Source organism: Amycolatopsis sp. cmx-11-12 (genome assembly GCF_046269425.1).
GTDB lineage: Bacteria > Actinomycetota > Actinomycetes > Mycobacteriales > Pseudonocardiaceae > Amycolatopsis.
In genome coordinates, this window is the sequence record NZ_JADNQM010000013.1 from 39,573 (window position 1) to 65,701 (window position 26,129).

The window sequence follows — 26,129 nt, forward strand, 5'->3', positions numbered from 1 at the left end:
TCACTCTTCGAAATCGCTCTCATTTACTCAGCGTGTTGGTCCGGCGTTCGGGAATCCCCACTCCGGGAGGTCTGATGGAAGAGTCGGTGCGGCCGTCGTCCACCGTTAACGGGACGCCGCAGCACATCGACCTTCAGTCGATCCCGCTTCCCCCGCAAAGGGGTGCGGGCATCGCCGCGGCGGTCGACACGACGTCGGCGCGGCCGCCATACGCGGCCTGGGAATCGCGCTACCGCGCCTGGGTCATCGGTAGTGACGTTTTCACCGCCTTCGCGCTCATCGTGATGAGCGCCTTCTTGATCGATCGATCCGATCCGCACGACATGCACGCACTCGGTACCGCGGCGGCCTTCCTGTTCGGGTTGTCGGTCTGTCGCGCCTGGAGTCCGCGCGTGCTGGGCGAAGGCGCGGAGGAGTACCGGACGCTGGGGCGGGGTCTGGTGGCCACCGCGGTCCTCGTCGCGCTGGGCGGCCTGCTCTTCGGCGCGCTCGCCGTGCAGCCGTGGGTCTTCATCGTCGTCCCGATGATCTCGGTCTTCATGTTCCTGCAGCGGTACGCGCTGAGACAGGTGCTGCACCGGCGCAGACGGCTCGGTGAATGCCTGCTGCCGGTGCTCGCGGCCGGCAGCGCCGACACGGTCGCCGATCTCATCGCCCGCACCAAGGCCGACCCTCACGTCGGCTGGCGGGTGGAAGCGGTCTGCACGTACTCCGGTGCCGGTGCGGAGCGGGGGAGCGGTGAGGTGGAAGGCGTTCCGGTCGTCGGGAAGCTCGACGACCTCGCGGGCCATGTCCGCCGTGGCGGCTACCGCGTGGTCGCCGTGACCGCCGACCAGCACTGGAACCCGAAACGCCTGCAACGGCTCGCCTGGGACCTTGAAGGCACCTCCGCCGAGATGGTGGTCGCCCCGATGCTGATGGAGGTGGCCGGCCCCCGGCTGAACGTCTCCGGCGTGCTCGGCATGCCGCTGCTGCGCGTCAGTGCGCCGATGTTCACCGGTGGCCGCCGTCTGGTCAAGGAAGCGCTCGACAGGTTCGGCTCCGCCCTGCTCCTCACCCTCATTTCCCCGCTGTTGCTGGCGATCGCGGTCGCGATCAAGCTCGACGACCGCGGTCCGGTGATCTACCGGCAGCGTCGCGTCGGCCGCGACGGCCACACCTTCACGATGCTGAAGTTCCGCACCATGGTCACCAACGCCGACAAGCTCAAGCAGGAACTCCAGTCGGACAACGAAGGCGCGGGACCGCTGTTCAAAATGCGCAAGGATCCGCGGATCACACGGGTCGGCGGCATGCTTCGCCGGTACTCGCTCGACGAACTGCCGCAGTTGCTCAACGTCGTGAGCGGCCGCATGTCCCTCGTCGGTCCTCGTCCGCCGTTGCCGGAGGAGACCGCGAAGTACGCCCCCGACGCGCGCCGCCGTCTGCTGGTGAAGCCTGGGCTGACCGGGCTCTGGCAGGTCAGCGGCCGCAGCGACCTCAGCTGGGCCGAGAGCATCCGCCTCGACCTGCGCTACGTCGAGGACTGGTCGCTCGCCCTTGACCTGGTGATCCTCTGGAAGACCTTCCGCGCCGTGGTGCAGGGGCGAGGAGCCTACTGACGCGTTCCTGTGACCGGTCCCACACATAGCGATAGTTGAACGAGAAATAGTTCAGCGCTCAACTAGGTTGGGACGGGTACAGGACGCGTACGGAAGGAAGATCCACCCATGACCACCAGCGTTGAGTCGGCCGAAACCCTGAACCTCCCGCAGGACGTGCAGGACCTGCTGTTCCGCGAAGCCCGCACCGCGAACAACTTCAGTGACGAGCCGGTGACCGACGAGCAGATCCGCGCGATCTACGAACTGGTCAAGTGGGCCCCGACGTCGATGAACAACCAGCCGCTGCGCGCGCTGGTGATCCGCACCGAAGAGGGCAAGAAGCGCCTCTCCCCGCTGCTGTCCGAGGGCAACCGCGCCAAGACCGAGGCCGCGCCGGTGACCGTCGTGCTGGCCGCCGACACCGAGTTCCACGAGAACCTCCCGCGCGTGTTCCCGCACTTCCCCGGCGCGAAGGACCTGTTCGCCGACGAGGCGGGCCGCACCGAGGTCGCCAAGCTCAACGCGCTGCTGCAGGTCGGCTATTTCATCATCGGCGTCCGCGCCGCCGGACTGGCCGCCGGCCCGATGACCGGCTTCGACCGCGAAGGCATCGACAAGGAGTTCTTCGCGGACAAGCCGTGGAAGTCCCTCGTCGTGATCAACGTCGGCAAGCCGGGCGAGAACCCCTGGTTCGACCGCCTGCCGCGGCTGGACTTCGACGAGGTCGTCGAGACCGTCTGACCTCGCCGCTCGACACGCGAAGGCCTTCTTCCAACGGGAAGGAGGCCTTCGTCGTGTTAGGGGTAATGCGCGTGAGCCGCGCCGCACGTGACGACTAACATCACGGGAACCATCCGCTTTCACCGCGAGGAGTCCATCGTGTCCCAGCCGTCGTCAGTAGCAGCCGCAACCGCCCCGCGCGTGGTGGTACCGGCGGGCACTACGGCGGGCACCGCGGTCCGAGAGGCGGGGCTGCCGACCAAGGGGCCGGACACGATCGTCGTCGTGCGTGACACCGAGGGCAACCTCCGTGATCTGTCCTGGGCGCCGGAGTCCGAGGTCGAGGTCGAGGCCGTCGCCGCCAGCACCGAAGACGGCCGCAGCGTGATTCGTCACTCGGCCGCCCACGTGCTCGCCCAGGCCGTGCAGCAGCAGTTCCCGCAGGCCAAGCTCGGCATCGGCCCGCCGGTCAAGGACGGCTTCTACTACGACTTCGCCGTCGACACCCCGTTCACCCCGGAAGACCTGCAGGCGCTGGAAAAGCGCATGAAGCAGATCGTCAAGGGCTCGCAGCAGTTCTCCCGCCGCGTCTTCGACTCGGTCGACGAGGCCAAGAAGGAACTGGCGGACGAGCCGTTCAAGCTCGAACTGGTCGACATCAAGTCCGATGTGGACACCACCGAGGTGATGGAGGTCGGCGGCGGCGAGCTGACCATCTACGACAACCTCGACCCGCGCACCAAGGAGCGCGTGTGGAGCGACCTCTGCCGCGGGCCGCACGTGCCGACCACCAAGTTCATCCCGGCGTTCAAGCTCACCCGGGTCGCCGCGGCGTACTGGCGCGGCGACGACAAGAACCCGCAGTTGCAGCGGATCTACGGCACCGCATGGGAATCCACCGAGGCGCAGGACGTCTATCTGGAGCGTCTCGCCGAGGCGGAACGCCGCGACCACCGCAAGCTGGGCGTCGAGCTGGACCTGTTCTCCTTCCCCGACGAGATCGGCTCGGGGCTGCCCGTGTTCCACCCCAAGGGCGGGATCATCCGGCAGGAGATGGAGAACTACTCACGCCAGCGGCACGTCGAGGCCGGGTACGACTTCGTCTACTCGCCGCACATCACCAAGGGCGCGCTCTTCGAGACCTCCGGCCACCTCGACTGGTATCGCGACGGCATGTACCCGGCGATGCACCTCGACGCCGAGCACAACGAGGACGGTACGGTCCGCAAGCCGGGCCAGGACTACTACCTCAAGCCGATGAACTGCCCGTTCCACGACCTGATCTTCCGCTCGCGCGGGCGTTCCTACCGGGAACTGCCGCTGCGGATGTTCGAGTTCGGCTCGGTGTACCGCTACGAGAAGTCCGGCGTGATCCACGGGCTCACCCGCGTCCGGGGTATGACGCAGGACGACGCGCACATCTTCTGCACCCTGGAGCAGGTCCCCGGTGAGCTGAAGTCCCTTTTGGACTTCGTGCTGAACCTGTTGCGCGACTACGGTCTCGACGACTTCTACCTCGAACTGTCCACTCGGAACGAAGAGAAGTACATCGGCTCCGAAGAGGTGTGGGCCGAGGCGACCGAGGTGCTGCGCACCGCCGCCGTGGACTCCGGGCTCGAACTGGTGCCGGACCCGGGCGGCGCGGCGTTCTACGGTCCGAAGATCTCCGTGCAGGCCAAGGACGCGCTGGGCCGCACGTGGCAGATGTCGACCATCCAGCTGGACTTCATGCTGCCCGAGAAGTTCGAGCTGGAGTACACCGCCGGCGACGGCAGCCGTCAGCGCCCGGTGATGATCCACCGCGCGCTGTTCGGCTCGATCGAGCGGTTCTTCGGCGTGCTGACCGAGCACTACGCCGGCGCGTTCCCGGCGTGGCTGTCGCCGGTCCAGGTGGTCGGCATCCCGATCACCGAGGACCAGGTCGAGCATCTGCGCGGGGTCGAGAAGGCATTGCGGGCCAAGGGGATCCGGGTCAACGTCGACGCGAGCGACGACCGGATGCAGAAGAAGATCCGCACCCACACCACGCAGAAGGTGCCCTTCATGCTCCTGGCGGGCGCGAAGGACGTCGAGGCGGGAGCGGTGTCGTTCCGGTTCCGCGACGGTGGCCAGATCAACGGCGTCCCGGTGGCCGACGCGGTCGAGGTGATCGCCGGCTGGGTCCAGCGTCGCGAGAACTCCTCGCCGACGGTGGCGGGCTTGGAGACGGTCCTCCGGTGACGGGCCCCGATGGCCCTGAAGTCGTCGGACAGGACGGAGTGGGGGTTCCGGACGCTTTGCAGCGCCTGTGGACCCCGCACCGGCTCGCTTACGTGCAGGGCTCGAAGAAGCCCGACGAGGGCTGTCCGTTCTGTCGTCTTCCCGAGAAGAGTGACGAGGACGCGCTGATCCTCGCGCGCGGGAAGACGGTGTATGCGGTGCTGAACCTGTACCCGTACAACCCCGGTCATCTGATGGCCGTGCCGTACCGCCATGTCGCGGACTACCCGGACCTGACGCCGGAGGAGACCGTCGAGGTGGCCGAGTTCACCCAGCACGCGATGCGGGTGATCCGGGAGGTTTCTTCGGCGCACGGGTTCAACATCGGGATGAACCAGGGCGTGATCGCCGGCGCGGGGATCGCCGCGCATCTGCATCAGCACGTGGTGCCGCGGTGGGGCGGCGACGCGAACTTCATGCCGGTGATCGGGCACACGAAGGTGCTGCCGCAGCTGCTGGGGGAGACGCGGCAGCTGCTGGCGGATGCCTGGTAGGTCGGCTCTCAAGTACGTGAAGGCCCCCTTCCTTGCGTTAGGCGCAAGGAAGGGGGCCTTCACGTCATCACCGGGTCATCGGTGCAGTGAGTCGTGCGTGATGCCTGTCGCAAGTAGTCCTCTGGTTGCGGTCCTTGCACACGCAACTACCGCAACTAGAGGACTACTTGCGTCCAGGCACTCATGACCCACCGGTCGAAGCGCGACTCAGGCGTTGAGCGCGGCCTGGAGCTCGATGTCGATCTTGACCTTCTCGGACAGGAAGGCGTTGCCCTCCGGGCCGATGCCGAAGTCGCGGCGGTTCACGGTGGCGGTGGCCGAGACGCCGAGGGTGGTGGCGTTGTCGTTGGCCGGGTTGGTGCCGATGCCGTTGAACTCGGCCTCGAGCGAGACCGGGACGCTCTTGCCGCGCCAGGTGAGTTCGCCGTCGATGACGTAGTCGCCGCCGTCCTCGCGGATGCCGGTCGAGCGGAAGGTGATGACCGGGTGCTCGTCGACGTGGAAGAAGTCCTCGGACTTGAGGTGCGTGTCACGCCCGTCGACACCGCTGGCGACCGACGAGGCGTCGATCTCGACGGTGACCGAGGAGTCGAGGATGTTGTCGGCGGTGACGACCTCGCCGGTGAAGGCGGTGAAGTTGCCGCGGGACTTCGCCAGGCCGAGGTGCTTCACGGTGTAGGCGATGTCGGAGTGGGCCGTGTCGACCGTCCACTTGCCTGCGACGTAGCCCGGGATTTCGGTGGTGGTCATGAAGTGGATCTCCAAAAGTCTGTGGTGTGCCTGTGGTGAACTCTCAGCTGGTTGAGCGCTCAACCGCTACTGTAGCGCAGTTTGGTTGAGCGTTCAACCAGGAGTAGTATGGGCTGCATGTCCGAACCCCGATGGCTCTCCGACGAGGAGCAAAAAGTCTGGCGTGCCTTCTCCGCCGCCACGCAGATGCTGCAAGCGCATCTGGAGGGCCAGCTCCAGCACGAGGCGGGCATGCCCCACACCTACTACGAAGTGCTCGTCGCCCTGTCGGAGGCGCCGGGCCGTCAGCTGCGGATGAGTGAACTCGCCAGCGCGCGCAAGGCGTCGCGCAGCAGGCTTTCGCACGCTGTCGCGCGGCTCGAGGCGAACGGCTGGGTGCGCCGTGAGTCCTGTCCCACCGACAAACGCGGTTCCTGGGCGGTGCTCACCGCCGAGGGTTTCGCCGCGCTGGAGAAGGCCGCGCCCGGCCACGTCGAGGCCGTCCGCGAGAGCCTCTTCGACCCGCTGACTCCCGATCAGGTGAAGGCGCTCGGGGAGATCAGCGCGGCCCTGCTGGAGCGGTTGTCGCCGAAATGTGCCGCCGCGGAGGCGGAACTCGCCCTGCGGGAAGACTCTCTCGCCGACATCGAAGAGTCGGCCGAACTGGCCAAAGCGGACTGAGCGGAAGCCGGTCCAGGGGCGGGCGCGACGACGGGTGTCGGTGCGGGTGGATAGGCTTCGGGCACCATCCGACCCTGCTGCTTAGGTGCACCTGAAGAACCGATGCTCAACATTTTCGCGCGCGCCTCCGTTTCCCGCGTCACCGACCCGATGGGGAAGGTGCTCGTGCGCGCCGGTCTGACCCCGAACGCGATGACCGTCATCGGCACGGCCGGGGCGGTGCTCTGCGCGCTGGCGTTCTTCCCCAACGACATGCTGCTGTGGGGCACCTTCACCGTCTGGGGCTTCGCGATGCTGGACCTGCTCGACGGCGCGATGGCCCGCGCCCGCGGGTACGGTACGGCGTTCGGGGCCGTCCTCGACGCGACCTGCGACAGACTGGTCGACGGCGCGTTGTTCGCCGCGATCGCGTGGTGGTGCTTCGTCCACGACGACAATCGCCCCGCCGCGGCCGCCGCACTGATCTGCCTGGTGCTCGCGCAGGTCATCTCCTACGTCAAGGCCCGTGCCGAGGCCTCCGGGCTGGAGGCGGACGGCGGGCTCGTCGAACGCGCGGAACGGCTGATCATCGCCCTGGTGGGAACCGGACTGCACGGTCTGGGCGTTCCGTACACCGTGGACATCACCCTCTGGCTGCTCGCGGTCCTTTCCGTGATCACCCTCCTGCAGCGCACGGCCGCGGTGGCCAAGGCGGCGAGGGCCGCCAAGGCGGCCGGGCCACCCGCCACGGAAGGCGGGTCATGAGCGGGTTCTCCCAGCGGCTCGGCGACTTCGGTTACGCGGCGGGCTGGCGGCTCGCGCGCTGGCTGCCGGAGCAGGTCGGCTCGATGACCTTCGGGCTCGGCGCCGATCTCGCGGTCCGGCGGGACGGCGGCGGGGTGCGCCAGCTCCGGAGCAATCTCGCCAGGGTCGTGCCGCAGGCCGATGGTGTCGAACTCGACGAACTGACCCACCGCGCGATGCGGTCCTACGCTCGCTATTGGCACGAGATGTTCCGGCTGCCTTCGATGGACCACAAGGAGGTCAGCCGCAAGGTCGCCCAGTCGATCACCGGGGTCGAGAACCTCGACGCCGCCCTCGCCGAGGGCAACGGCGCGGTGATGGCGCTGCCGCACAGCGGGAACTGGGACGCGGCGGGTGTCTGGCTCGCGGACTACCTCGGCGGCTTCACCACGGTCGCGGAGCGGCTGAAACCCGAATCGCTGTACCAGCGGTTCGTGTCCTATCGGGAATCCCTCGGTTTCGAGATCGTGCCGCTGACCGGCGACAGCTCCGCGATGCGCGTGCTGCTCAAGCGGCTGCGGGAGAACAAGGCCATCTGCCTGGTGGGGGACAGGGATCTGACGAATTCCGGGGTACCGGTCAAATTCTTCGGCGAGCAGACCCGGATGCCCGGCGGCCCGGCCCGGCTGGCCGCCACCACCGGCGCCGCGCTGATCCCGGCGGGCTGCTGGTTCACCGAGGACGGCTGGCAGATCCGGCTGCACCCGCGGATCCGGGTCACGAACCGGTCCGAGGTCCCGGCGGCCACGCAGGCGCTGGCGGACATCTTCGCCGGTGACATCGCCGCGCATCCGGCGGACTGGCACATGATGCAGAAGTTCTGGCTCTCCGATTTCGACGCCGGGGAACAGGCCGACCTCGGCGAAGCGAGTTGAGCCGATGGCTCAGGCGCGGGTCATGAAGATCGGGATCGTCTGCCCGTACTCGTTCGACGTGCCGGGCGGCGTGCAGGGGCATGTCATCGATCTCGCGAAGGCGCTTCTCGCGCGCGGACACGAGGTCTCGGTGCTCGCGCCCGCGGACGAGGACTCCGACGTCCCGGATTTCGTCGTCCCCGCAGGGAAGGCGCTCGGCATCCCGTACAACGGATCGGTCGCGCGGCTCCAGTTCGGCCCGGTGTCCTACGCCAGGGTGCGGCGGTGGATCCGCGACGGCGAGTTCGACGTCCTGCATCTGCACGAGCCCGCCGCGCCGAGTCTTTCCCTGCTGGCGCTGAAGGTCGCGGACGGCCCGATCGTGGCGACCTTCCACACCGCGACGACACGTTCGCGCACCCTGGCGGCGTTTCAGCCGGTGCTGCGGCCGCTGCTGGAGAAGATCACCGCGCGGATCGCGGTGTCGGCGCTGGCCCGCCGGGTCCAGGTCGAACACGCCGGCGGTGACGCGGTCGAGGTGCCCAACGGCGTCGACGTCGACTTCTTCTCCCGCGCGCTCCCGCTGGACGGCTACCCGCGAGCGGGCGGCACGGTCGGGTTCGTCGGGCGGTACACCGAGTCCCGCAAGGGGATGGGCGTGCTGCTGGAGGCGTTGCGGATACTGCTGCCGGAGTTCGAGGACCTGCGGATGCTGGTCGTCGGCCGCGGCGACGCCGATCAGCTCCGGCGCGACGCCGGGCCGGAACTGGCGTCGCATATCGACCTGCTCGGCCAGGTCGACGACGAGACGAAGGCGCGGGCGCTGCGCAGCGTCGACGTCTACTGCGCGCCGAACACGGGCGGCGAAAGTTTCGGGATGATCCTCACCGAGGCGATGGCGGCAGGCACCCCGGTGCTGGCGAGCGGACTGGATTCGTTCCGCCGGGTCCTCGACGACGGCAAGGCCGGGATGCTGACCGAAACCGGCGACGCGGTGGCGCTGGCCGACGGGTTGCGTGAGCTGCTCGGCGACCCGGCCCGGCGGGCGTCGCTGGCGGCGGCCGCGGGGGAGCGGGTCGCGATGTTCGACTGGTCCGTCGTCACCACGCAGGTCCTGCGGGTGTACGAGACGGCGATCGCCGCCGATCCCCGGCGGGTCGGCGCGGGCGAACGCGAGTTCAGCCGATGACGACCTGGGTGTGGCTCGGCGGCCTGCTGGCCGCGATCGTGGTGCTGGGCGGGCTGTTCCTGCTCGCGACGGCGAACCGGCTGGACCGGCTGCACGTCCGCACGGACGCGGGCTGGGCGGCTCTCGACGCCGCCCTCGCGCGCCGCGCCGTCGTCGCCAGGGCGGCCGCGGTGATCCTGGCGGACGAAGAACTGCGCGCGCTGGCCGAACGGGCCGAACACGCCGAGCGCCCGGATCGCGAAGCCGAGGAGAGCGAACTGACGCTGCGGCTGGCGCAGATCGACCGGACGGCGTTGCCTCGCCCCTTGGCCGAGGAACTGAACGACGCCGAACACCGCGTCGTCATCGCGCGGCGGGTGCACAACGACGCCGTCCGTGACACGCTGCATCTGCGCCGCCGCCGGAAGGTCCGCTACTTCGGCCTCGCCGGTACCGCCCGGCTCCCGGAGTACTTCGAAATCGCCGAGCCCGACCTGTAGGAGGACGAAACCCATGAGCGAGCGGGTGCTGGTTGTGGTGTTCGCGACGCCGGTCGCGTCGTTCCTTCTGCGCTACGGCAAGGATCTCGGCTACACGACGGTGCTGGTCGAGCCGGACGGCGCGCGGGCGACAGACGTCGAAAACGGCATCGAGGCCGTCTCGACGGTGCCAGGACTCGGAGCGGACGCCGACGTGGTCGTCACCGATCACGACCGGCCCGAACTCGGCGAGGTGCTCAAGGCCGTGCTGGACCACCCGGCCCGGTGGGTCGGCGTGCTGGGCAATCCGCGCCACGCCGGCCCGCACGTCATCGCGCTCAAGGCGCTGGACGTTCCGGACACCGAAATCGCGCGGGTGCATCGTCCGGTCGGGCTGAACATCGGCTCGCGTACGCCGCCGGAGATCGCCGTCGCCACCCTGGCCGGTCTGCTGGCCGACCGGAACGGGCGTCCGGGCGGCTTTGAGTTTTAAAGGGCCACCGCTCCTTCCGGCATCGGCTCGAAGCGGGCGTGCTTGCGCGTGAACGTCGCCGTGCCCGAGGTCAGCGAACGCAGGTCGATCGCGTAGCGCAGTAGCTCCGCGGCGGGCACTTCGGCGCGGATCACCGTGCGGCCGCCTTCACCCGATTCGGTGCCAAGAACGCGGCCACGCCGGGACGAGAGGTCACCCAGGACGGTGCCCAGATGCTCGTCCGGAAGCCGCACCGCCACCTCTTCGAGTGGTTCGAGCAAGGCGATCTTCCCGGCCGCTGCCGCCTCCTTCAGCGCCAGCGCACCCGCCGTCTGGAACGCGGCGTCCGACGAGTCGACGCTGTGCGCCTTGCCGTCGACGAGGGTCACCCGGATGTCGATCAGCGGATGGCCGTCGAGCAGCCCTCGCTGGGCTTGGGCCCGCACGCCCTTTTCGACACTCGGGATGAACTGGTGCGGCACCGAGCCGCCGACGACCTTGTCCACGAACTCGAACCCCGAACCTCTCGGCAGCGGCTGGACCTCGATGTCGCAGACGGCGAACTGGCCGTGCCCGCCGGACTGCTTGACGTGCCGCCCGTGACCGCGACCAGGCCCGGCGAAGGTCGAACGCAGACTGATGCGGACGGGTTCGGTGTCCACGTCGGCGCCTCCCGCGCGCAGCCGCGACAGCACGACGTCGGCGTGCGCCTCGCCCATGCACCACAGCACGAGCTGGTTGGTCTCGGCGTTGCGGTCCAGCCGCAGTGTCGGGTCGCCCGCGACGAGCCGGGAAAGGTTGCGCGCCAGTGTGTCCTCGTCGCTGCGGGTCTTCGCGATGACGGCGACCGGCAGCAGCGGCTCCGGCATCGTCCACGGTTTCATGATCAGCGGGTCTTCTGGTGAGGAGACGGTGTCGCCCGTTTCCGCCGAGCCGACCTTGGTGAGCGCGCAGAGATCGCCCGCGACGCAGTACGGGACTTCGCGCAGGTTCACGCCGAGCGGCGAGTACAGATGCGCGACCCGCTCGTCGGCGTCGTGATCCTCGTGCCCGCGTTCGGCCAGACCGTGGCCCGAGACGTGCACCGGGCGTTCCGGGCGAAGCGTCCCGGAGAACACCCGCACCAGCGACACCCGGCCCACGTAGGAATCGACCGCGGTCCGGACCACCTCGGCGGCGAGGGGGCCGTCGGGATCGGCGCGGAGACTCGCGCGCGGTTCACCGGTGGGCGAGGTGACCTCCGGCGGGACGTGCTCCAGAGGCGACGGGAAGGCGCGCACGATCCCGTCGAGGACCTCGGCCAGCCCGACACCGGTCGTCGCGCACACCGGGATCACCGGATGGAAGGAACCGCGGGCGACGGCGGTTTCGAGATCGGCGATCAGGGTGTCCTCGGGGATCTCCTCACCGGCGAGATACCGGTCCATCAGGGACTCGTCCTCGCTCTCGGCGATGACCCCCTCGATCAGTTCGTTGCGGGCTTCGGTCACCCGGGCGAGTTCGTCCCCGTCCGGCTCGCCGACCGCGGGAGGGAAGCCTGCCGAATAGTCGAAGTAGCGGCGCGTGATGAGCCCGACGAGCCCGTCGCGAGCGGGCAGGTACAGCGGCAGGACGCCGGCACCGAAAGCCGCCTGGCAGGCCGCGATCTCGCCTTCGGGGTCGGCGCGGTGGTGGTCGAGCCGGGAGACGACTACCGCCCTCGGCATCCCGACGGCCGCGCATTCCTCCCAGACCGCGATCGTGGCCGCGTCGACGCCCTCCGCGGCGCAGACCACGAACAGCGCCGCGTCCGCGGCACGGAGTCCGGCTCGCAGTTCGCCGACGAAATCGGCGTATCCGGGGGTGTCGATGAGGTTGATCTTGTGGTCCTGGTGCAGCACCGGCGCGACCGAGAGGCCGACCGACCGCTGTTGCCGGACCGCGGCGGGGTCGTGGTCGCACACCGTGGTGCCCTCCACGACGGAGCCCGCCCGCGTCACCGTGCCGGACGCGGCGAGCAGTGCCTCGGCGAGCGTCGTCTTGCCGGAGCCGGACGGGCCGACCAGGACGACGTTGCGCACTTTCGCCGGGTCGGCCACAGCGACGGCGGCCCCGGAGTCCCCGTTCTTGCTCTGTTTGTCGGCCATGCCGGTCTCCTCACCACACGACGCCGCGAACAGGTGTGTCCTCGATCACACACCCGCGACGGCCGTCGCGGCAAGGTGACCGGCAAGGGACCCCCCGAATGTCGACCCGCCGTTATGCTCGATGGCGGACACCCGGAGGCGATTCCGACGGTGGGGGATGAGCGATGGAGCTCGACAGGCGGACGATTCTGCGACTGGCAGGCGCGGTTCCGGCGCTGGCCGCGGTACCGGTGGCGCTTCCCGAGGGTGGTGGCCCGTGGGAGCGACTGCGTGCCCACCTGGCGGGTGAACTGTTCCGGCCCGGTGATCCCGGCTACGACGAAGCGCGGCTCGGGTTCTTCAGCCTTTACGACCATCGGATGCCCGACGGGGTCGCAGTATGTGCGAACGAGGACGACGTCCGGCGTTGTGTCGAGTTCGCGGCGAGGCACCGGATCCCGATCGCGGCCCGCTCCGGCGGGCACAGCTACGCCGGGTACTCCATTGTGGACAAAGGTCTCGTCGTCGATCTTTCCCGGCTGAACACGGTCGAGATCCTGCCTGGTGGCCGGGCGGCGATCGGAGCGGGAGCGATGCTGGGCCAGGTGTACGAGGCCTTGGCGGCGGCGGGCCGCGCGTTGCCCGCCGGCAGCTGCCCGGCGGTCGGGATCGCCGGGCTGGCGCTCGGCGGTGGCATCGGCGTCCTGGGCCGCAAATACGGGCTGACCTGCGACAGAATCGAGTCCGTGCGCTTCGTCGGCGCGGATGGGAAGCCACACTTGGTGTCGGCGGAGACCGCGCCGGACCTGCTGTGGGCGCTGCGCGGCGGTGGCGGCGGCAACTTCGGCATCGTCACCTCGTTCACCTTCACGACGGCGGCCGCGCGCACGCTGGCGAACTTCGAGCTGACCTTTCCGCCCGCGGTGCTCGCCGACCTCGTCGCGGCGTGGCAGGAATGGCAGCCCGCGATGCCGGACGAACTGTGGTCCGGGATGGGGCTCGGGTCGCAGGCCGCGAACTGCGGCGGCTGTTTCGTGGGGCCCGCCGCGCAGGTGAACCCGCTGCTCGACGACCTCGTCCGCCGCGTCGGCACTCAGCCGACCAAGCGCGTGGTGACCGAACAGGGGCACCTCGCCACGATGCGCGCTTTCGCCGAAGAGGTGAATTTCCCCGCCGCGGTGGCGGCACGGGGCGAGTACGTCTCGACGTCGAGGATGCTGACCCATCCGGTGCGCGATCCCGGCGCGCTGGCGTCGCTGCTGACCAGCGATCCCAGGCTGTACTCGATCGTCGACGCGTACGGCGGGGCGATCGCGAGGGTGCCGTCGAGCGAGTCGTGCTTCCCGCACCGGTCCGCGCTGGGCAGCATCCAGATCACCCGTGGGCTGGACGGCGGCGAGGCGGTCGCGCGACAGTCGATCGGCCGCGTCAGGGACGAGCTCGGCCGGGAATTCGGGCAGGCCGGGTACGTCAACTACATCGACCCGGAGATGCCGGACTGGGCGAAGGCGTACTACGGCGACAGCCTGCCGCGGCTGCGCCGGGTGGCGCGGAAGTACGACCCGGACGGCCTGTTCGCCTTCGAACAAGGCCTGGCGCGCTAGCTCCCTCTTCGCAACTCGTCCTCTGGTTGCGGTAGTTGCGCGTGCAACTACCGCAACTAGAGGACGAGTTGCGGGCTAGATCACTTAGTGGACTGCTGAAATTGCCGCGAACTGGCCTGCTTGAGAGGTCCAAAAGCGGCCTACCCTCGGAAGCGTCACCCCACCTCGTGCGCTTTCCGAAAGGTCCAGCAGTGTCTGACGACTCCACGAACACGGCCACCACCTCGCTCACCGGCACCGCCCGGGTCAAGCGCGGGATGGCGGAGATGCTCAAGGGCGGTGTGATCATGGACGTGGTCACCGCCGAGCAGGCGAAGATCGCCGAAGACGCCGGTGCCGTCGCGGTGATGGCGCTCGAGCGGGTCCCCGCGGATATCCGCGCGCAGGGCGGCGTCGCCAGGATGAGCGACCCGGATCTGATCGACGGCATCATCGAGGCCGTCTCGATCCCGGTCATGGCGAAGGCCCGCATCGGCCACTTCGTCGAGGCTCAGCTGCTTCAGTCGCTCGGCGTCGACTACATCGACGAGTCCGAGGTGCTGACCCCAGCCGACTACGAGAACCACATCGACAAGTGGGCCTTCACCGTGCCCTTCGTCTGTGGTGCGACCAATCTCGGTGAGGCGCTGCGCCGGATCAACGAGGGCGCGGCGATGATCCGCTCCAAGGGCGAGGCCGGCACCGGCGACGTCTCGAACGCGACCACGCACATGCGCAAGATCCGCGCGGAGCTGCGTCGCCTCTCCTCGCTGCCCGAGGACGAGCTTTACGTTGCGGCGAAGGAACTCCAGGCGCCGTACGACCTCGTCAAGGAGGTCGCGGAGAAGGGCAAGCTCCCCGTCGTGCTGTTCACCGCGGGCGGCCTCGCGACCCCGGCCGACGCCGCGATGATGATGCAGCTCGGCGCCGAAGGCGTGTTCGTCGGCTCCGGCATCTTCAAGTCCGGCAACCCGGCGCAGCGCGCCGAGGCGATCGTCAAGGCCACCACGTTCTACGACGACCCGGACGTCATCGCGAAGGTTTCGCGCGGCCTCGGCGAGGCGATGGTCGGCATCAACGTCGACGACGTCCCCGAGCCTCACCGCCTTTCCGAGCGCGGCTGGTAAAGCCGGCTCCGTTGCTCGAGAGGCCCCGTGGATATCTGTCCGCGGGGCCTCTCTGGTGTGCTGTCAAGCCTTCTTCAGTGCTCGGGCGAACATCCGTAGGTCGTCGATGAAGAGGTCCGGCTCTTCCATCGCGGGGTAGTGCCCACCGCGGTCGTACTCGGTCCAGTGGATGATCGACGGGAAGTCGCGTTCGGCGAAGCGGCGGATGGCCACGAAGGCGGCGTGGGGGAACACCGCCACTCCGAGCGGGACGGGCAGCGGCGGGAAACGGCCGACCTGCGCGTTGATCGGAAGCTGCTCGACGCTTTCGTAGTACGTCTGGGCCGACGAGCCCGCGGTCGCCGTCAGCCAGTAGATCGTGACGATGGTCAGCAACAGGTCCTTGTCGACCGCGTCCTCGGGCGCTTCCGCCGAATCGGTCCAGTCCTTGAACTTCTCGGCGATGTAGGCGAGCTGCCCGACCGGCGAGTCGGTCAGGGCGTAGGAGACGGTGTTCGGCCGCGTCGAGTGGAGCTTCATCGTTCCCGACAGGTCGTCGTAGAAACGTTGAGACTGTGCCAGGCGGGCCTGGTCGCGTTCGTTCAGGCCGTCGAGTTCCCCCGGCTCCCCGCTGGGGGTGGTGGGGAGCATGTTGACGTGGACTCCGGCGACGTGCTCAGCGTCCATCATGCCGGTCATGAGTGAGATCGGGACGCCGAAGTCGCCGCCTTGCGTGACGTACCGCTCGTACCCGAGCCGTCGCATCAGCTCGACCCACGCGGCCGCGATCCGGGGGAGGCCCCAGCCCGCGCCCGGTGTCGAGCCGGAGAACCCGTAGCCGGGAATGGACGGGATGACCAGGTGGAAGGCGTCGGCGGGGTCGCCGCCGTTGGCCCGCGGATCGGTCAGTGGCTCGATGACGTCGAGGAACTCGGCGACGGAGCCGGGCCAGCCGTGGGTGACGAGCAGCGGTGTCGCGTCGGGCTCGGGCGAGCGCACGTGCAGGAAGTGCACGTTCGCTCCGTCGATCTCGGTGATGTACTGCGGGAATCGGTTCAGCCGCGCTTCCGCGGCGCGCCAGTCGTACGAGGTGCGCCAGTATTCGGCCAGCTCCTTGAGGTAGGCCGTCGGCACACCCCGGGTCCAGCCTTCACCTGGCAGGTTCTCCGGCCAGCGGGTGGTGCTGATCCGGCGGTTCAGGTCGTCCAGGTCCGCCTGTGGGATTTCGACGCGGAAAGGCTTCATATCGGCTCCATGTCGCTGAATGCCCTGAAAAGAAAAGGAGGTCGCGGTCCATTCATCTTCTCATCGAGGTGGCTGGGGACGCATATCAAGAAATGCCGGGATTCGCCGTCCTATTTTATGACGATCGGGTTGATCGGCGACCCTATGGCGTGCGTGATCTTGAGGGGCGGAGCCGCGAAGAAGAAATCCCAGACCCCGTCGCGGTGACAGTCTTCGGCGAGCTCCTCGAAATCGAGGATTTCCCCGAGAGACATACCCATGTCGCGGATCAGGATCAGGTGCACGCCGAGGAACACGTCCGGTGACTCTCCCGGCAGCACCTCTATCGCCCAGTTGTCCGAACCGACGGCCGCCACCTCACGTTCGTGCAGCCAAGCGCAGCACGCTTGCCCGAGACCGGGTTCGCCCGCCATGAACGCCGCCGGATCGCCCTCGCTGAGGAACTTCCGGCGCCAGCCGGTACGGATCAGGAGGATGTCGCCCGTGCCGACTTCGACGCCGCCCTGCCTCTCGCACGCCTCGTCGAGGTCTTCCGGCTCGATGACTGTTCCCGCTTCCAGCCAGTCGACGCCTTTGAGCGCGGCGATGTCGAGAAGTACGCCGCGTCCGGCGATCCCTTTGGCCTGCTTCTCGATGGAGCAGTGTTCGGCTCCCTTCGTGGTGATGCTGTCGGCGGGAAAGCCGTTGTACAGCAGGCCGTCGTAGTGAACGTGGGCCAGGGCGTCCCACTGTGAGGCGCATTGCAGTGGCATGAGGACGTAGTCGTCCGCGAACTTGAAGCCACCGGGGAAGTCCTGTCCGGCGCCGGTCTCCGACATCATGTGCAGGGGGTTGCTCCGGAAGGCGCCGTCCTGCGGGCCGCTCTTGTCGAACGGGATGCCGAGGTCGAAGATCGCTCCCCGGCGGATGAGGCGTCCGGCGGCCACCAGCCGCTCCGGGGTGATGAAGTTGATGGTGCCCCGTTCGTCTTCGGGGCCCCAGCGCCCCCAGTTTCGGAGCCGCTCACCGACGACCCGGAAGTCTTCGAGTCGTGTGTGCTGTCGCGTCATTACCGCCTCCGGCGGGGATTCAGGTACTGGTCGGTTTCCGGGGTTAAGGGAAAGCCGGCGTCGGAACGTGCCAGTCGCTGCAACGCAAGGCTAAGTCATGTGCCGTTGCCGCTCAAGCAATTGTCCGGGGAATAGCGCCGTGATGGGGAAATGGGCATTTTGTAAGGAGGCGGGGGTCGTTTTGGTGAGTACTGTCCGTATCGGCTGCTTCAGACGCCGGCCGCTCGAAAGCGCGGGGCGTGCTAGAGGTGGCTCGCGCGATCCCCGGATCGCTGACCGAGACGAATCGGCCGGGAGGGTGGCTCATGATCACGGTGGGTGACCTGGGCGAGGTGTCCGGCCCCCGTCGAGGTGACATCCGGCGGATCCGGCGAAATAATCGGCCGGGGATGTCCTCCCGGGCGGGTTCCGTTCGTCGTAGTGGTGAGATGTTCCCGAAGAACGGAGAGACTGTGAAGTACATGCTCCTTATCTGTGTCGGTGACGAGGTCGACGTGCCCCCGGACACGCCGAACATCGAGCAGTGGCTGGAGAAGGTGGGCAGCCGTCGTCTGCACGGGTCGGAGATGCGGCCGATCAGCGACGCGACGACCGTCCGGACACGCGGTGGTGACGTCCTCTTGTCCAGCGGGCCGTTCGCCGAGACCGCCGAGCACATCGCCGGCTACGACCTGATCGAGTGCGCGGACCTGGACGAAGCGACCGAGATCGCGGCCGCGCACCCTGTCGCCCACTTCGGGTCGGTCGAGGTACGGCCGCTTCACGAGTGAGTTTCGAAGCTGAGATCGCCGCTGTCTTCCGGGCGGAGCGGGGTCGCATCGTGGCGACCTTGATCCGGCTGACCGGTGACTGGGATCTGGCCGAGGAGTGTGTGCAGGACGCCTTCGCGCGAGCGCTCGAGCGCTGGCCGCGCGAGGGCGTCCCGCGCCGGCCCGGGGCCTGGCTCACCACGGTCGCGCGGAACGGTGCGTTCGATCGGTTGCGGCGCAAGGCCAATGAAGCCACGGTGGTGCGAGAGGCGGCGATTCGTTCCTTGTTCGACGAACCGATGGATCTCGACGACAGTGGTATCCAGGACGACCAGTTGCGGCTGATCTTCACCTGCTGCCATCCGGCGTTGCCGCCGGAGGCCAGGGTCGCGCTCACTCTTCGCGTCATCACCGGCCTGACCACCGCCGAGATCGCGAGTGCGTTCATGGTGAGTGAAGCGACGATGACCAAACGGCTCGTCCGCGCCAAGCAGAAGATCCGCAACGCGGGGATTCCCTACCGGGTCCCGCCCGCGCATCTGTTGCCGGAACGCACCGGCGCGGTCCTCGCCGTGCTGTACCTGCTCTTCAGTGAAGGCTACGCCGCGTCGGCGGGTGCGGAACTGATCCGGCAGCAACTCTGCGCCGACGCGATCGACCTGGCCACGACGCTCAGCCAGCTGATGCCCGACGAACCGGAGGCTCTCGGCCTGCTCGCGCTCATGCTGCTGCACGATGCGCGGCGGGAAGGCCGCGTGGACGACTCCGGTGAGCTGGTGCCGTTGGAACAGCAGGACCGGACCCGGTGGGACACCGGGAAGATAGCCCGCGGCGTCGAACTCCTCGAGACCGCCCTGCGCAGGGGAAGTCCCGGGCCGTACCAGATCCAGGCGGCGATCGCCGCCTGCCACGCCACCGCCGCGGAGACGGCGGCCATCGACTGGGCGCAGATCGCGCAGCTCTACGGTCAGCTGGTGACCATGAACCGTTCGGCGGTGGTCGAGCTGAACCGCGCCGTGGCGGTGGCCATGGCCGACGGCCCGGCCGAAGGGCTCGCGCTGGTGGACGCGCTGACGGAGGCGGGGGAGCTGGACGGCTACCACCTCCTGCCCGCCACCCGCGCCGATCTGCTCCGGCGGATGGACCGGCGCGGCGAGGCCGCGGCCGCCTATCACCAGGCTCTCGTGCTGGCGCCGACGGACACCGAACGGCGCTACCTCGCCAAGCGACTCAGCGAGGTCACGGTCTGAACATGGCTGTCCCGTGGTGATGGGCGGCCGGTCCGCCCATCACCACGGAATGCTGCTTAGTGGTTGCCATCGGATGTCCTTCGGGGGTATTCGGCGGATCCAGGTTTCCGCTGGGCGTGCGGCCGCGAGGTCCTCGTACCGGTGTTGTACTCGGGCCTTGCGGCCGCGCGTCCAGCGGGAAGCTGGGCCGTCGAGACCCCCGGAGGACTTCCGATGGTGACCACTAAGGCAACCCGATCGGCCTGCTCGAGGGCAGGAATCCCTGACCGTCGAATGAGGACTCCGGCTGCTTCAGCCGCCGCAGCCACACCGGCAGGGTCACCAACCCCAGTACGATCAGCCCCAGCAGACCCCCGAGGGACGCGACCAGGTTTCCGGACGGGGTGGTCTGCACGGCCACGTCTCCCTGCATTCGCTGCACGGGGTCGTACAACGCGAGAGCCGAATGCGCCACCACGGCGACCGCGATCACCCTCGGTAAAAGTTTCCCGGTGCGCCAGGTCGCGAAAGTCAGCCACACCAAGGCCGGCACCAGCCAGATGGCGTGATGCGGCCAGGTCACCGGCGAGACCACCAAGGCCGTGAAGGCCACCACCAGCATGCCCAGCATGGCCTGCCCCCGCCGCGCCGCCCAGACCGCGGCCGCCAGACCCAGCAGACCGACAGGCACCGTGACCAACGGTACCCAGCCCAGCACGGCCGAAGTCGCGGACAGCCGGGAGAACAATCCGGACAGCGAATGATTCACCAATGCCGGGAAGTCGGACACCAAACGCTCGGAACTGGCGAATATTTCGCCGAACCAGTATCGCCGGGAATCCCCGGGCAACACCGCGAACGCGACGGCAATCGTGAAAATCATCCCCAGCACGGCCCGCAGCGCATCCCGCCAGCGGCCGATACAGACCAGGTACACCATGAAGATCAACGGCGTGAGCTTGATCCCGGCCGCGACGCCTATCGCGAAACCGCGCCACCGGTCGGGCATCGACCGCGAGAAGTCGGCGAGGACCAGCGCCACCAGCACCATGTTGATCTGCCCGAGATCGAAATTCACCAGTACCGGGTCGAGCAGAAAGTAGGACGGCACCATCGTCGCCACTACCAGCGTCGTGCGCAGTTTCCGGTTCACCAAGTCGACCATGCCGAAGGACAACCACAGGATGGCGCCGAGCAGCAACGCGGTCGCGAAATTCCAGAGCACTTCGGCGACCGCGCGGTCGAACAGGGAGAAAGGCACGATGAGCAGTCCCGCGAACGTCGGATAGGCGAACTGTGAGTCCGCGACGATTCCGGCATGCGCCTTGATGTCGTACATCGAGAGACCGTTCAGCACCGCCTCCCCGGCGGCGTGGTAGACCGCGAAGTCGTTCATCCACCATGGTCTCAGCGGTTTGATCACCGTCGCCAGCATCACGGTCATCGCCGCGGACACGGCTACTATGGCACCCAGGGTGAGAAGGCGATTCCGCGACTTCTCGCGCCCCTTCTCGAAATCGTGACCGGCGACCTCGGGCTCCGGCATGACCAACCCCTATCCATGAAAGGCGTCGCGCGAGTGACGACGCACTCGCCGTGGCGACGCTCTGAGGTCTTTTACGGGATCGGCCCCAGGCTGTCGGAAAGGTTAACAAGGTCGCTGTTCTCGCGTCAACAAATGTCGTTTCCGGAACAGGGCACATCAAAAGGTGGCACCGTCGGCGCGGTGGTGCACACTAAAAAGAGCGGCGGCCTGGTCGGAAATCGGCGTTATTCGCGGGTGGTCGAAAAATGTGTTCTGCCGCTTTCAATGGGGAGTGTCAACGTACGACATCGGATCGAAAGGCGTATCAATGACTCACGTCGACACCGGGTTCACAGGTGCTCCGCCCGAGCCGCTGGACGCCGCGATGATCGAGCGATATCGCCGCGACGGCTTTCTGCTGCTCCCGCCGGAATACCTGACACAGAACGTTTTCGACACGATCACCGCCGCGGTACCGAACCTGCTGGCGGAGGACAGCCCCCGGCGGATCCTGGAGCGCGACGAGACCACGGTGCGCTCCGTCTACGGGGTGCACCAGACCGATTCGATCATGGCCGAGCTGCCGAGGATGCCCGCGCTGCTCGGCGCCGCACGGCAGATCCTGGACGACGATGTGTACGTCCACCAGTCGAAGATCAACCTGAAGGCGCCTTTCGCCGGTGATCAGTGGGAATGGCATCAGGACTACATCTACTGGTTGCAGAGCGACGGGTTGCGCAAGCCCGATCTGGTCAACGTCGCGATCTTCCTCGACGAGGTGACCGAGTTCAACGGGCCGCTCACCTTCGTCAAGTCCTCGCACCGGAGCGGTCTGCTCACCAGGATCGGGGCCGACGGCATGCCGCTCGGATACGAGGACGCGCCTGCCTGGGTGGCCACGTTGACCGCCGACGAGAAGTTCCAGGTTGGCACCTCGGTCGTCGAGGAGATGGCCCGTGCCAACGGGCTCGTCAGCCCGAAGGGACCGGCCGGCTCGATGTTGTTCTTCGACCCGAACATCCTGCACGCGTCGGCTCCCAACATCTCGCCGTTCCGGCGAGCCATGTTGATGTACGTGTTCAACGGTGTCCGCAATGTCCCCCGTGACGTGTCGGACCCGAGGCCGTCCTTCCTGGCCGAACCGGACACGACACCGCTTCAGCCGCTGTTCTCCGTCTCCGACTCGAAATAGGGGTGTTGGCAATGCCGGGAGTGATCGAATTAATTATCCCGAATCAGGCCGAGTACTTTCTGCGAAATCCCGCGCTGCACCTCACGGGGGAACAACGCGAAGAGGTGATCCGGTTCGGGGGCACCTACGAATGCGAGCATTCGGTGTTCTGGAGCACGAATCCGCGGGTCCTGCTTCTCCCCGCGGGCTATGACGCCGAGTGGTTCGACGACGTCCACGCCGCGCTCGGCCTGCAACCGCCGCCGGTGGTTTCCCCGGACGCGCGGTCGGGGCTGCTCGTGCGGGATCTGCTCCAGGACGGCGCCGCGCAGGCCGTACTGCGCAAGCACCTGTCCGGATGCGTCCAGGTCAACTTGACGATGACCGGCCCTACCCCCGACATCTACCTGCTGGCCGCGATGCTGCGGGGCTGGGGTCTGACGGTCGAACTCGACGGGGTGACCGAAGAGCACTACTGGAGCAGCCTGTACCTCGACTCCAAGGTGAGCTGTCTGGACCTCGCGCGGCAGCTGCCGGGAGTCCTGGTGTCGGACGGGTTGATCGTCGACAACTGGACGGAGCTGGAGGGGGCCGTGGGCGTCATGACGGCGCGCTACGGCCGGGCCATCGTCCGGAGCCTCCACGGTGTCGCGGGGAACGGAACCCTCGTCGTCAAGGGCGGCGGCTCGCTGGACACCGTTGCCAAGGACTCGTTCTTCACCTTCCCGCTCGTCGTCCAGGAGTTCATCGAGCACGCCGCGGACGTCGGCTGCCCCGCCGTCGACGTGCTGGTCGGCGAAGACGGCGTCGAGGACGTCGTGCTTTGCTCGCTGACGGTCGAGGACGGACACCTGTTCCGCAGTGTCAACGTCGGCCAGGACGCGTTGCCCGCCGTGTGGGCCGAACGTGTCGACCAGGTCGCTCACGAACTGGGCACGGCGGCCCGCGACCTGGGCTACCGGGGCTGGATGTGCGTGGACTGCGTCGCGGGGGCCGACGAAAAGCTGTACGTGACGGAGATCAACGCGAGGCGAAGCGGGTCCACCCACGCCGGCGGCCTGCTCCGGCAGTGGGGTGCCGAACGGGACCTCACCCTGTCCGCGCACTTCATGGTGCCGGTCCCGGAGGGGACGACCTACCGCGAGCACATCAAGCCCGTCTTCGAGCGGTTGTGGGCCTCCGGAGTGCGTGCGTACCCGACCACCGTGCGGGGTGTCGGCTGGCCCGACCCGATCATCGCGGTGATCGCGGCCGCCCCCACCGCGGAGGAGGCGGAACGCATCGTCGCCGGCATCAGGGAGGCGGTCAGCCCGGCCGCCGCTTCGGGGAACGCGTCCTAGCCGCCAAGACAATCTCTTGAGAGGAAAGGCATGTGAACGGATCCCCTGACGTGTTCGACGCGTTGCGAGCCGAAGGCGACGCGGTGGACGGGATGGTCGCCGGACTCGACGCGGAGCAGTGGCGGTCACCCACTCCCGCTCCAGGCTGGACGGTCGCGCACCAGATCGCCCATCTGACGGCGACCTTCCGGATGGCGGGCCTGGCGGGGTCGGCCCCCGACCGGTTCGTGGCGGTCATGTCCGAGCTCGACGACGACTTCACGAAGAACGTGGCGAACGCGCTCGCCGAGTACCTGGCGGAACCCGCGGACGTGCTGCTCGAACGCTGGCGGCTCGAACGCGAAAGCGCGGCGAAAGCACTCGAGGCGGTACCGGCCGGCACGCTCGTCCCGTGGCTGGTGAACCCGTTGCCCGCCCAGGTGCTGGCGAGTGCCGGGATCATGGAGTTGTTCGCACACGGGCAGGACATCGCCGACGCGCTCGGGGTCGACCGTGACCACGATGACCTGCTGCTCGGTCACCTGACCGCGTTCGCCGCGCGGACCTGGACCTTCGGCTACCTCTCCCGCGGTCTGCCGGTGCCGGAGACCGAGTTCAGGTTCGAGCTGACCAGCCCGTCCGGGACGACCTGGGTGTATGGGCCGGAGGACGCGCCGCAGCGAATCACCGGTCAGGCGAGGGACTTCTGTCTCCTGGTGACCCGGCGCAGGCATCGTGACGACCTCGCGGTCACCGCGAGCGGTGATGTGGCCGAGCATTGGCTGGACATCGCGCAGGCCTACCGCGGCCCGGCGGGGGAAGGGCGCGAACCGGGGCAGCACGGGCGAGGTCGTAACCCGAATCGGAAGGCATGACGATCATCGTCTCCAGCGACGAAGCCGAGTCAGCCGCGGCATTCTCGGCTGAACGCTCCTCGTTCGCCGCGCTCCCGCTCGCGGCCTCGGTGCCTCCCGGTACCGAGGCCGCGGGCGGGATCGCGTGGCGGGCTTCCGGTGACCGCGGTGGATCCCGGCTCCAGGAACACGTCCGGAACAGACGGATCCGCTGCTTCCCCGGCAGCGGCGAAAAGACCATTGTGGACGGTGTCGCCGTCCGTGACCCGAGCCGGGGAAGCCGATGCCGGAACAAGAGAACGACACAGGCGAGACGCAAGCCGGCCTCGGCCCGATGGTCGAGGCCGGTGACACGACAGCCGCTGTCGCCTTCCGCGCCGAACCCGGCCACCGGCCCGCCATCGCTTCCACCGGGAGCCTGATCCTCGACGTCGCCATCCCGGTCTACAACGAGGAAACCGACCTCGAACCGTGCATCCGGCGGCTGCGCGACCACCTCGTGGAGCAGTTCCCGTACCCCTTTCGGATCACGATCGCCGACAACGGCAGTACCGACGGCACGCTGGGCATTGCCGAACGGCTGAGCCGCGAGTTCGACGACGTCGAGGTCTGTCACCTCGACGAAAAAGGGAAAGGCCGCGCCCTTCGCGCTGTCTGGTCCACTTCGGACGCTCCGGTGCTCGCCTACATGGACGTCGACCTCTCGACCGATCTGGCCGCACTCGGCCCTCTCGTCGCGCCGCTGCTGTCCGGGCATTCCGACCTCGCCATCGGCAGCAGGCTCGCCCGTGGCGCGCGAGTGGTGCGCGGACCGAAACGGGAACTCATTTCCCGCTGCTACAACCTGATCCTGCGCGGCACACTGGCGGCGCGGTTCAGCGACGCGCAATGCGGTTTCAAGGCGATCCGCGCCGACGTCGCCGAGCGGCTGCTCCCCCACGTCCAGGACACCGGCTGGTTCTTCGACACCGAACTGCTCGTGCTGGCGCAAAAGGCTCGGCTACGGATCCACGAAGTCCCGGTCGACTGGATCGACGACCCGGATTCGTCGGTGGACATCATCGCTACCGCGACCGCCGACCTCAAAGGCATCGTGCGGCTGACGAAGGCGACGTTGACCGGCCGGGTCCCCATCAGCGGTCTGCGCGAGCAACTCGGCCGCGCGCCGATCCAGGTACAGGCACCAGGAGTAGCACCGAGCCTGGTGCGGCAGCTGGTTCGGTTCGCCGCTGTCGGTGTCGCCAGCACCATCGCGTACCTCCTGCTTTTCCTGCTGCTGCGGACATTCACCGGCGCGCAGGCGGCGAACCTCGTGGCGCTGCTGGTGACGGCGATCGGCAACACCGCGCTCAACCGGCGCCTGACCTTCGGCATCCGCGGCTGGAAAGGCTCCGGACTGCACCAGTTCCAAGGTCTGATCGTGTTCGGCATCGGGCTCGGGCTCACCAGCGGCGCGCTCGCCTTCGTACATTCGTTGTCCGCAACGGGATTGCCGCTCGAGATCATCGCACTGGTGCTCGCGAACCTCACGGCCACCGTACTGCGTTTCCTGTTGCTGCGCGGCTGGGTGTTCCGCTCCCGTCGCCAGCCCGCCGTCGAGCCCGCCGTCGAGCGGGAGAGCTGACCGCGGGCCAGGGCGCCGGCGTCACGGCCGCCCCAGTGTCACCAGGGATCACAGTGGCGGGTAGCGAAGGACTCTTTCACTACCTTCAGGGTCAGGGTTCCAGCAAAGTCGTATACCGGCCGATCAGGTGGGGCCTCAGGGACTTACGGCCTCGCCCGAAAATCGTGCATATTGCCACGATGCGCGTGTCGCGAAAGCCACTTTCGGGACACCAGACGTCCCGAAAGTGGCTTTCGCGACACGCCACGTTCGCCCGGCAATGCCCGGTCCCGATGTCAAAAACGACGCCAGCCAGCAGCTATATGACTTTGCCGGAACCCTGACCTCGAATCCAGTCCGCGCGCAGCG

Annotated in this window: 23 protein-coding genes; 18 read left to right on the plus strand and 5 right to left on the minus strand. The window is 68.0% G+C overall.

What is annotated here, in order from left to right:
* Window positions 1-74 precede the first annotated feature (74 nt).
* The 4 genes from ACLARN_RS19450 (at window position 75) to ACLARN_RS19465 (ending at window position 5,056) form a co-directional block, all read left to right on the plus strand.
* Window positions 75-1,601, plus strand: a complete 1,527-nt coding sequence (locus ACLARN_RS19450; RefSeq protein ID WP_409492843.1) for a sugar transferase — start codon at window positions 75-77, stop codon at window positions 1,599-1,601.
* Window positions 1,602-1,709: 108 nt separating this feature from the next.
* A complete protein-coding gene (locus ACLARN_RS19455; protein WP_409492844.1) occupies window positions 1,710-2,324 on the plus strand; it encodes a malonic semialdehyde reductase in 615 nt (204 codons plus the stop codon).
* 138 nt (window positions 2,325-2,462) lie between these two features.
* A complete protein-coding gene (thrS, locus tag ACLARN_RS19460) occupies window positions 2,463-4,523 on the plus strand; it encodes a threonine--tRNA ligase (RefSeq protein WP_409492845.1) in 2,061 nt (686 codons plus the stop codon).
* Window positions 4,520-5,056: an HIT family protein gene (locus tag ACLARN_RS19465; RefSeq protein ID WP_409492846.1), complete on the plus strand. Its 537-nt coding sequence runs from the start codon at window positions 4,520-4,522 to the stop codon at window positions 5,054-5,056. Before thrS ends, ACLARN_RS19465 begins: the two co-directional genes overlap by 4 nt.
* A 207-nt stretch (window positions 5,057-5,263) precedes the next feature.
* On the opposite strand, the gene ACLARN_RS19470 is transcribed toward ACLARN_RS19465, so the two are convergent.
* Window positions 5,264-5,806: a YceI family protein gene (locus ACLARN_RS19470; protein ID WP_184891747.1), complete on the minus strand. Its 543-nt coding sequence runs from the start codon at window positions 5,804-5,806 to the stop codon at window positions 5,264-5,266.
* Between the two features lie 117 nt (window positions 5,807-5,923).
* Between ACLARN_RS19470 and ACLARN_RS19475 the strand changes: the two genes are divergently transcribed.
* The 6 genes from ACLARN_RS19475 to ACLARN_RS19500 all read left to right on the plus strand — a co-directional run bounded on the left by ACLARN_RS19475 (window position 5,924) and on the right by ACLARN_RS19500 (window position 10,243).
* Window positions 5,924-6,466, plus strand: a complete 543-nt coding sequence (locus ACLARN_RS19475; protein ID WP_409492847.1) for a MarR family winged helix-turn-helix transcriptional regulator — start codon at window positions 5,924-5,926, stop codon at window positions 6,464-6,466.
* Between the two features lie 102 nt (window positions 6,467-6,568).
* A complete protein-coding gene (pgsA, locus tag ACLARN_RS19480; protein WP_037307085.1) occupies window positions 6,569-7,210 on the plus strand; it encodes a phosphatidylinositol phosphate synthase in 642 nt (213 codons plus the stop codon).
* Window positions 7,207-8,124 carry a phosphatidylinositol mannoside acyltransferase gene (locus ACLARN_RS19485; RefSeq protein ID WP_409492848.1) on the plus strand — a complete coding sequence of 306 codons (918 nt, stop codon included), beginning with the start codon at window positions 7,207-7,209 and terminating at the stop codon, window positions 8,122-8,124. The genes pgsA and ACLARN_RS19485 overlap by 4 nt, the downstream gene beginning before the upstream one ends.
* Window positions 8,125-8,146: 22 nt before the next feature.
* Complete coding sequence (locus tag ACLARN_RS19490; protein ID WP_409492849.1) at window positions 8,147-9,292, plus strand: glycosyltransferase family 4 protein; 1,146 nt, start codon at window positions 8,147-8,149, stop codon at window positions 9,290-9,292.
* The gene (locus ACLARN_RS19495; protein ID WP_409492850.1) at window positions 9,289-9,771 is read left to right on the plus strand and encodes an NUDIX hydrolase; all 483 of its coding nucleotides are present in this window, start codon (window positions 9,289-9,291) and stop codon (window positions 9,769-9,771) included. Before ACLARN_RS19490 ends, ACLARN_RS19495 begins: the two co-directional genes overlap by 4 nt.
* A 13-nt stretch (window positions 9,772-9,784) precedes the next feature.
* Entirely contained in the window at window positions 9,785-10,243 is a 459-nt protein-coding gene (locus tag ACLARN_RS19500) for an XdhC family protein (protein ID WP_409492851.1), read from the plus strand.
* On the opposite strand, the gene ACLARN_RS19505 is transcribed toward ACLARN_RS19500, so the two are convergent.
* Window positions 10,240-12,348 (minus strand): elongation factor G-like protein EF-G2, encoded by a 2,109-nt coding sequence (locus ACLARN_RS19505; RefSeq protein ID WP_409492852.1) that lies wholly within the window; start codon window positions 12,346-12,348, stop codon window positions 10,240-10,242. The genes ACLARN_RS19500 and ACLARN_RS19505 overlap by 4 nt on opposite strands.
* 164 nt (window positions 12,349-12,512) lie before the next feature.
* Here ACLARN_RS19505 and ACLARN_RS19510 point away from each other — a divergent pair, with 164 nt between their 5' ends.
* The gene (locus ACLARN_RS19510) at window positions 12,513-13,931 is read left to right on the plus strand and encodes an FAD-binding oxidoreductase (protein WP_409492853.1); all 1,419 of its coding nucleotides are present in this window, start codon (window positions 12,513-12,515) and stop codon (window positions 13,929-13,931) included.
* 191 nt (window positions 13,932-14,122) lie between these two features.
* On the plus strand, window positions 14,123-15,037 hold the full coding sequence (pdxS, locus tag ACLARN_RS19515) for a pyridoxal 5'-phosphate synthase lyase subunit PdxS (protein WP_409492854.1): 915 nt from the start codon (window positions 14,123-14,125) through the stop codon (window positions 15,035-15,037).
* Window positions 15,038-15,100: 63 nt separating this feature from the next.
* Here the strand turns inward: pdxS and ACLARN_RS19520 are convergent, their stop codons facing one another.
* Window positions 15,101-16,261 (minus strand): epoxide hydrolase family protein, encoded by a 1,161-nt coding sequence (locus tag ACLARN_RS19520; RefSeq protein ID WP_409492855.1) that lies wholly within the window; start codon window positions 16,259-16,261, stop codon window positions 15,101-15,103.
* Window positions 16,262-16,371: 110 nt separating this feature from the next.
* The gene (locus ACLARN_RS19525) at window positions 16,372-17,310 is read right to left on the minus strand and encodes a cyclase family protein (protein ID WP_409492856.1); all 939 of its coding nucleotides are present in this window, start codon (window positions 17,308-17,310) and stop codon (window positions 16,372-16,374) included.
* Between the two features lie 461 nt (window positions 17,311-17,771).
* Here ACLARN_RS19525 and ACLARN_RS19530 point away from each other — a divergent pair, with 461 nt between their 5' ends.
* Both ACLARN_RS19530 and ACLARN_RS19535 read left to right on the plus strand, forming a co-directional pair.
* Complete coding sequence (locus ACLARN_RS19530) at window positions 17,772-18,080, plus strand: YciI family protein (protein ID WP_143253076.1); 309 nt, start codon at window positions 17,772-17,774, stop codon at window positions 18,078-18,080.
* Window positions 18,077-19,309: an RNA polymerase sigma factor gene (locus ACLARN_RS19535; RefSeq protein WP_409492857.1), complete on the plus strand. Its 1,233-nt coding sequence runs from the start codon at window positions 18,077-18,079 to the stop codon at window positions 19,307-19,309. Before ACLARN_RS19530 ends, ACLARN_RS19535 begins: the two co-directional genes overlap by 4 nt.
* Before the next feature lie 223 nt (window positions 19,310-19,532).
* On the opposite strand, the gene ACLARN_RS19540 is transcribed toward ACLARN_RS19535, so the two are convergent.
* Window positions 19,533-20,834, minus strand: a complete 1,302-nt coding sequence (locus ACLARN_RS19540) for a glycosyltransferase 87 family protein (protein WP_409492858.1) — start codon at window positions 20,832-20,834, stop codon at window positions 19,533-19,535.
* Window positions 20,835-21,141: 307 nt separating this feature from the next.
* Between ACLARN_RS19540 and ACLARN_RS19545 the strand changes: the two genes are divergently transcribed.
* From ACLARN_RS19545 to ACLARN_RS19560, 4 genes are all read left to right on the plus strand, one after another.
* Window positions 21,142-22,005 (plus strand): phytanoyl-CoA dioxygenase family protein, encoded by an 864-nt coding sequence (locus ACLARN_RS19545; RefSeq protein ID WP_409492859.1) that lies wholly within the window; start codon window positions 21,142-21,144, stop codon window positions 22,003-22,005.
* An 11-nt stretch (window positions 22,006-22,016) separates the two neighbouring features.
* Window positions 22,017-23,324 carry a hypothetical protein gene (locus ACLARN_RS19550; RefSeq protein ID WP_409492860.1) on the plus strand — a complete coding sequence of 436 codons (1,308 nt, stop codon included), beginning with the start codon at window positions 22,017-22,019 and terminating at the stop codon, window positions 23,322-23,324.
* Window positions 23,325-23,356: 32 nt separating this feature from the next.
* A complete protein-coding gene (locus ACLARN_RS19555) occupies window positions 23,357-24,178 on the plus strand; it encodes a TIGR03084 family metal-binding protein (protein WP_409492861.1) in 822 nt (273 codons plus the stop codon).
* A 313-nt stretch (window positions 24,179-24,491) separates the two neighbouring features.
* Window positions 24,492-25,781, plus strand: coding sequence for a glycosyltransferase (locus ACLARN_RS19560; protein ID WP_409492981.1), 1,290 nt, complete (start codon window positions 24,492-24,494; stop codon window positions 25,779-25,781).
* Window positions 25,782-26,129: the final 348 nt, after the last annotated feature.

Bases quoted from the DNA above. Each gene is read 5' to 3' on its own strand.
- ACLARN_RS19450 (WP_409492843.1), top strand. From the start codon at position 75: ATGGAAGAGTCGGTGCGGCCGTCGTCCACCGTTAACGGGACGCCGCAG.
- ACLARN_RS19455 (WP_409492844.1), top strand. From the start codon at position 1,710: ATGACCACCAGCGTTGAGTCGGCCGAAACCCTGAACCTCCCGCAGGAC.
- ACLARN_RS19470 (WP_184891747.1), bottom strand. From the start codon at position 5,806: ATGACCACCACCGAAATCCCGGGCTACGTCGCAGGCAAGTGGACGGTC.
- ACLARN_RS19475 (WP_409492847.1), top strand. From the start codon at position 5,924: ATGTCCGAACCCCGATGGCTCTCCGACGAGGAGCAAAAAGTCTGGCGT.
- pgsA (WP_037307085.1), top strand. From the start codon at position 6,569: ATGCTCAACATTTTCGCGCGCGCCTCCGTTTCCCGCGTCACCGACCCG.
- ACLARN_RS19485 (WP_409492848.1), top strand. From the start codon at position 7,207: ATGAGCGGGTTCTCCCAGCGGCTCGGCGACTTCGGTTACGCGGCGGGC.
- ACLARN_RS19490 (WP_409492849.1), top strand. From the start codon at position 8,147: ATGAAGATCGGGATCGTCTGCCCGTACTCGTTCGACGTGCCGGGCGGC.
- ACLARN_RS19495 (WP_409492850.1), top strand. From the start codon at position 9,289: ATGACGACCTGGGTGTGGCTCGGCGGCCTGCTGGCCGCGATCGTGGTG.
- ACLARN_RS19500 (WP_409492851.1), top strand. From the start codon at position 9,785: ATGAGCGAGCGGGTGCTGGTTGTGGTGTTCGCGACGCCGGTCGCGTCG.
- ACLARN_RS19505 (WP_409492852.1), bottom strand. From the start codon at position 12,348: ATGGCCGACAAACAGAGCAAGAACGGGGACTCCGGGGCCGCCGTCGCT.
- ACLARN_RS19510 (WP_409492853.1), top strand. From the start codon at position 12,513: ATGGAGCTCGACAGGCGGACGATTCTGCGACTGGCAGGCGCGGTTCCG.
- ACLARN_RS19520 (WP_409492855.1), bottom strand. From the start codon at position 16,261: ATGAAGCCTTTCCGCGTCGAAATCCCACAGGCGGACCTGGACGACCTG.
- ACLARN_RS19525 (WP_409492856.1), bottom strand. From the start codon at position 17,310: ATGACGCGACAGCACACACGACTCGAAGACTTCCGGGTCGTCGGTGAG.
- ACLARN_RS19530 (WP_143253076.1), top strand. From the start codon at position 17,772: ATGCTCCTTATCTGTGTCGGTGACGAGGTCGACGTGCCCCCGGACACG.
- ACLARN_RS19540 (WP_409492858.1), bottom strand. From the start codon at position 20,834: ATGCCGGAGCCCGAGGTCGCCGGTCACGATTTCGAGAAGGGGCGCGAG.
- ACLARN_RS19545 (WP_409492859.1), top strand. From the start codon at position 21,142: ATGACTCACGTCGACACCGGGTTCACAGGTGCTCCGCCCGAGCCGCTG.
- ACLARN_RS19550 (WP_409492860.1), top strand. From the start codon at position 22,017: ATGCCGGGAGTGATCGAATTAATTATCCCGAATCAGGCCGAGTACTTT.
- ACLARN_RS19560 (WP_409492981.1), top strand. From the start codon at position 24,492: ATGGTCGAGGCCGGTGACACGACAGCCGCTGTCGCCTTCCGCGCCGAA.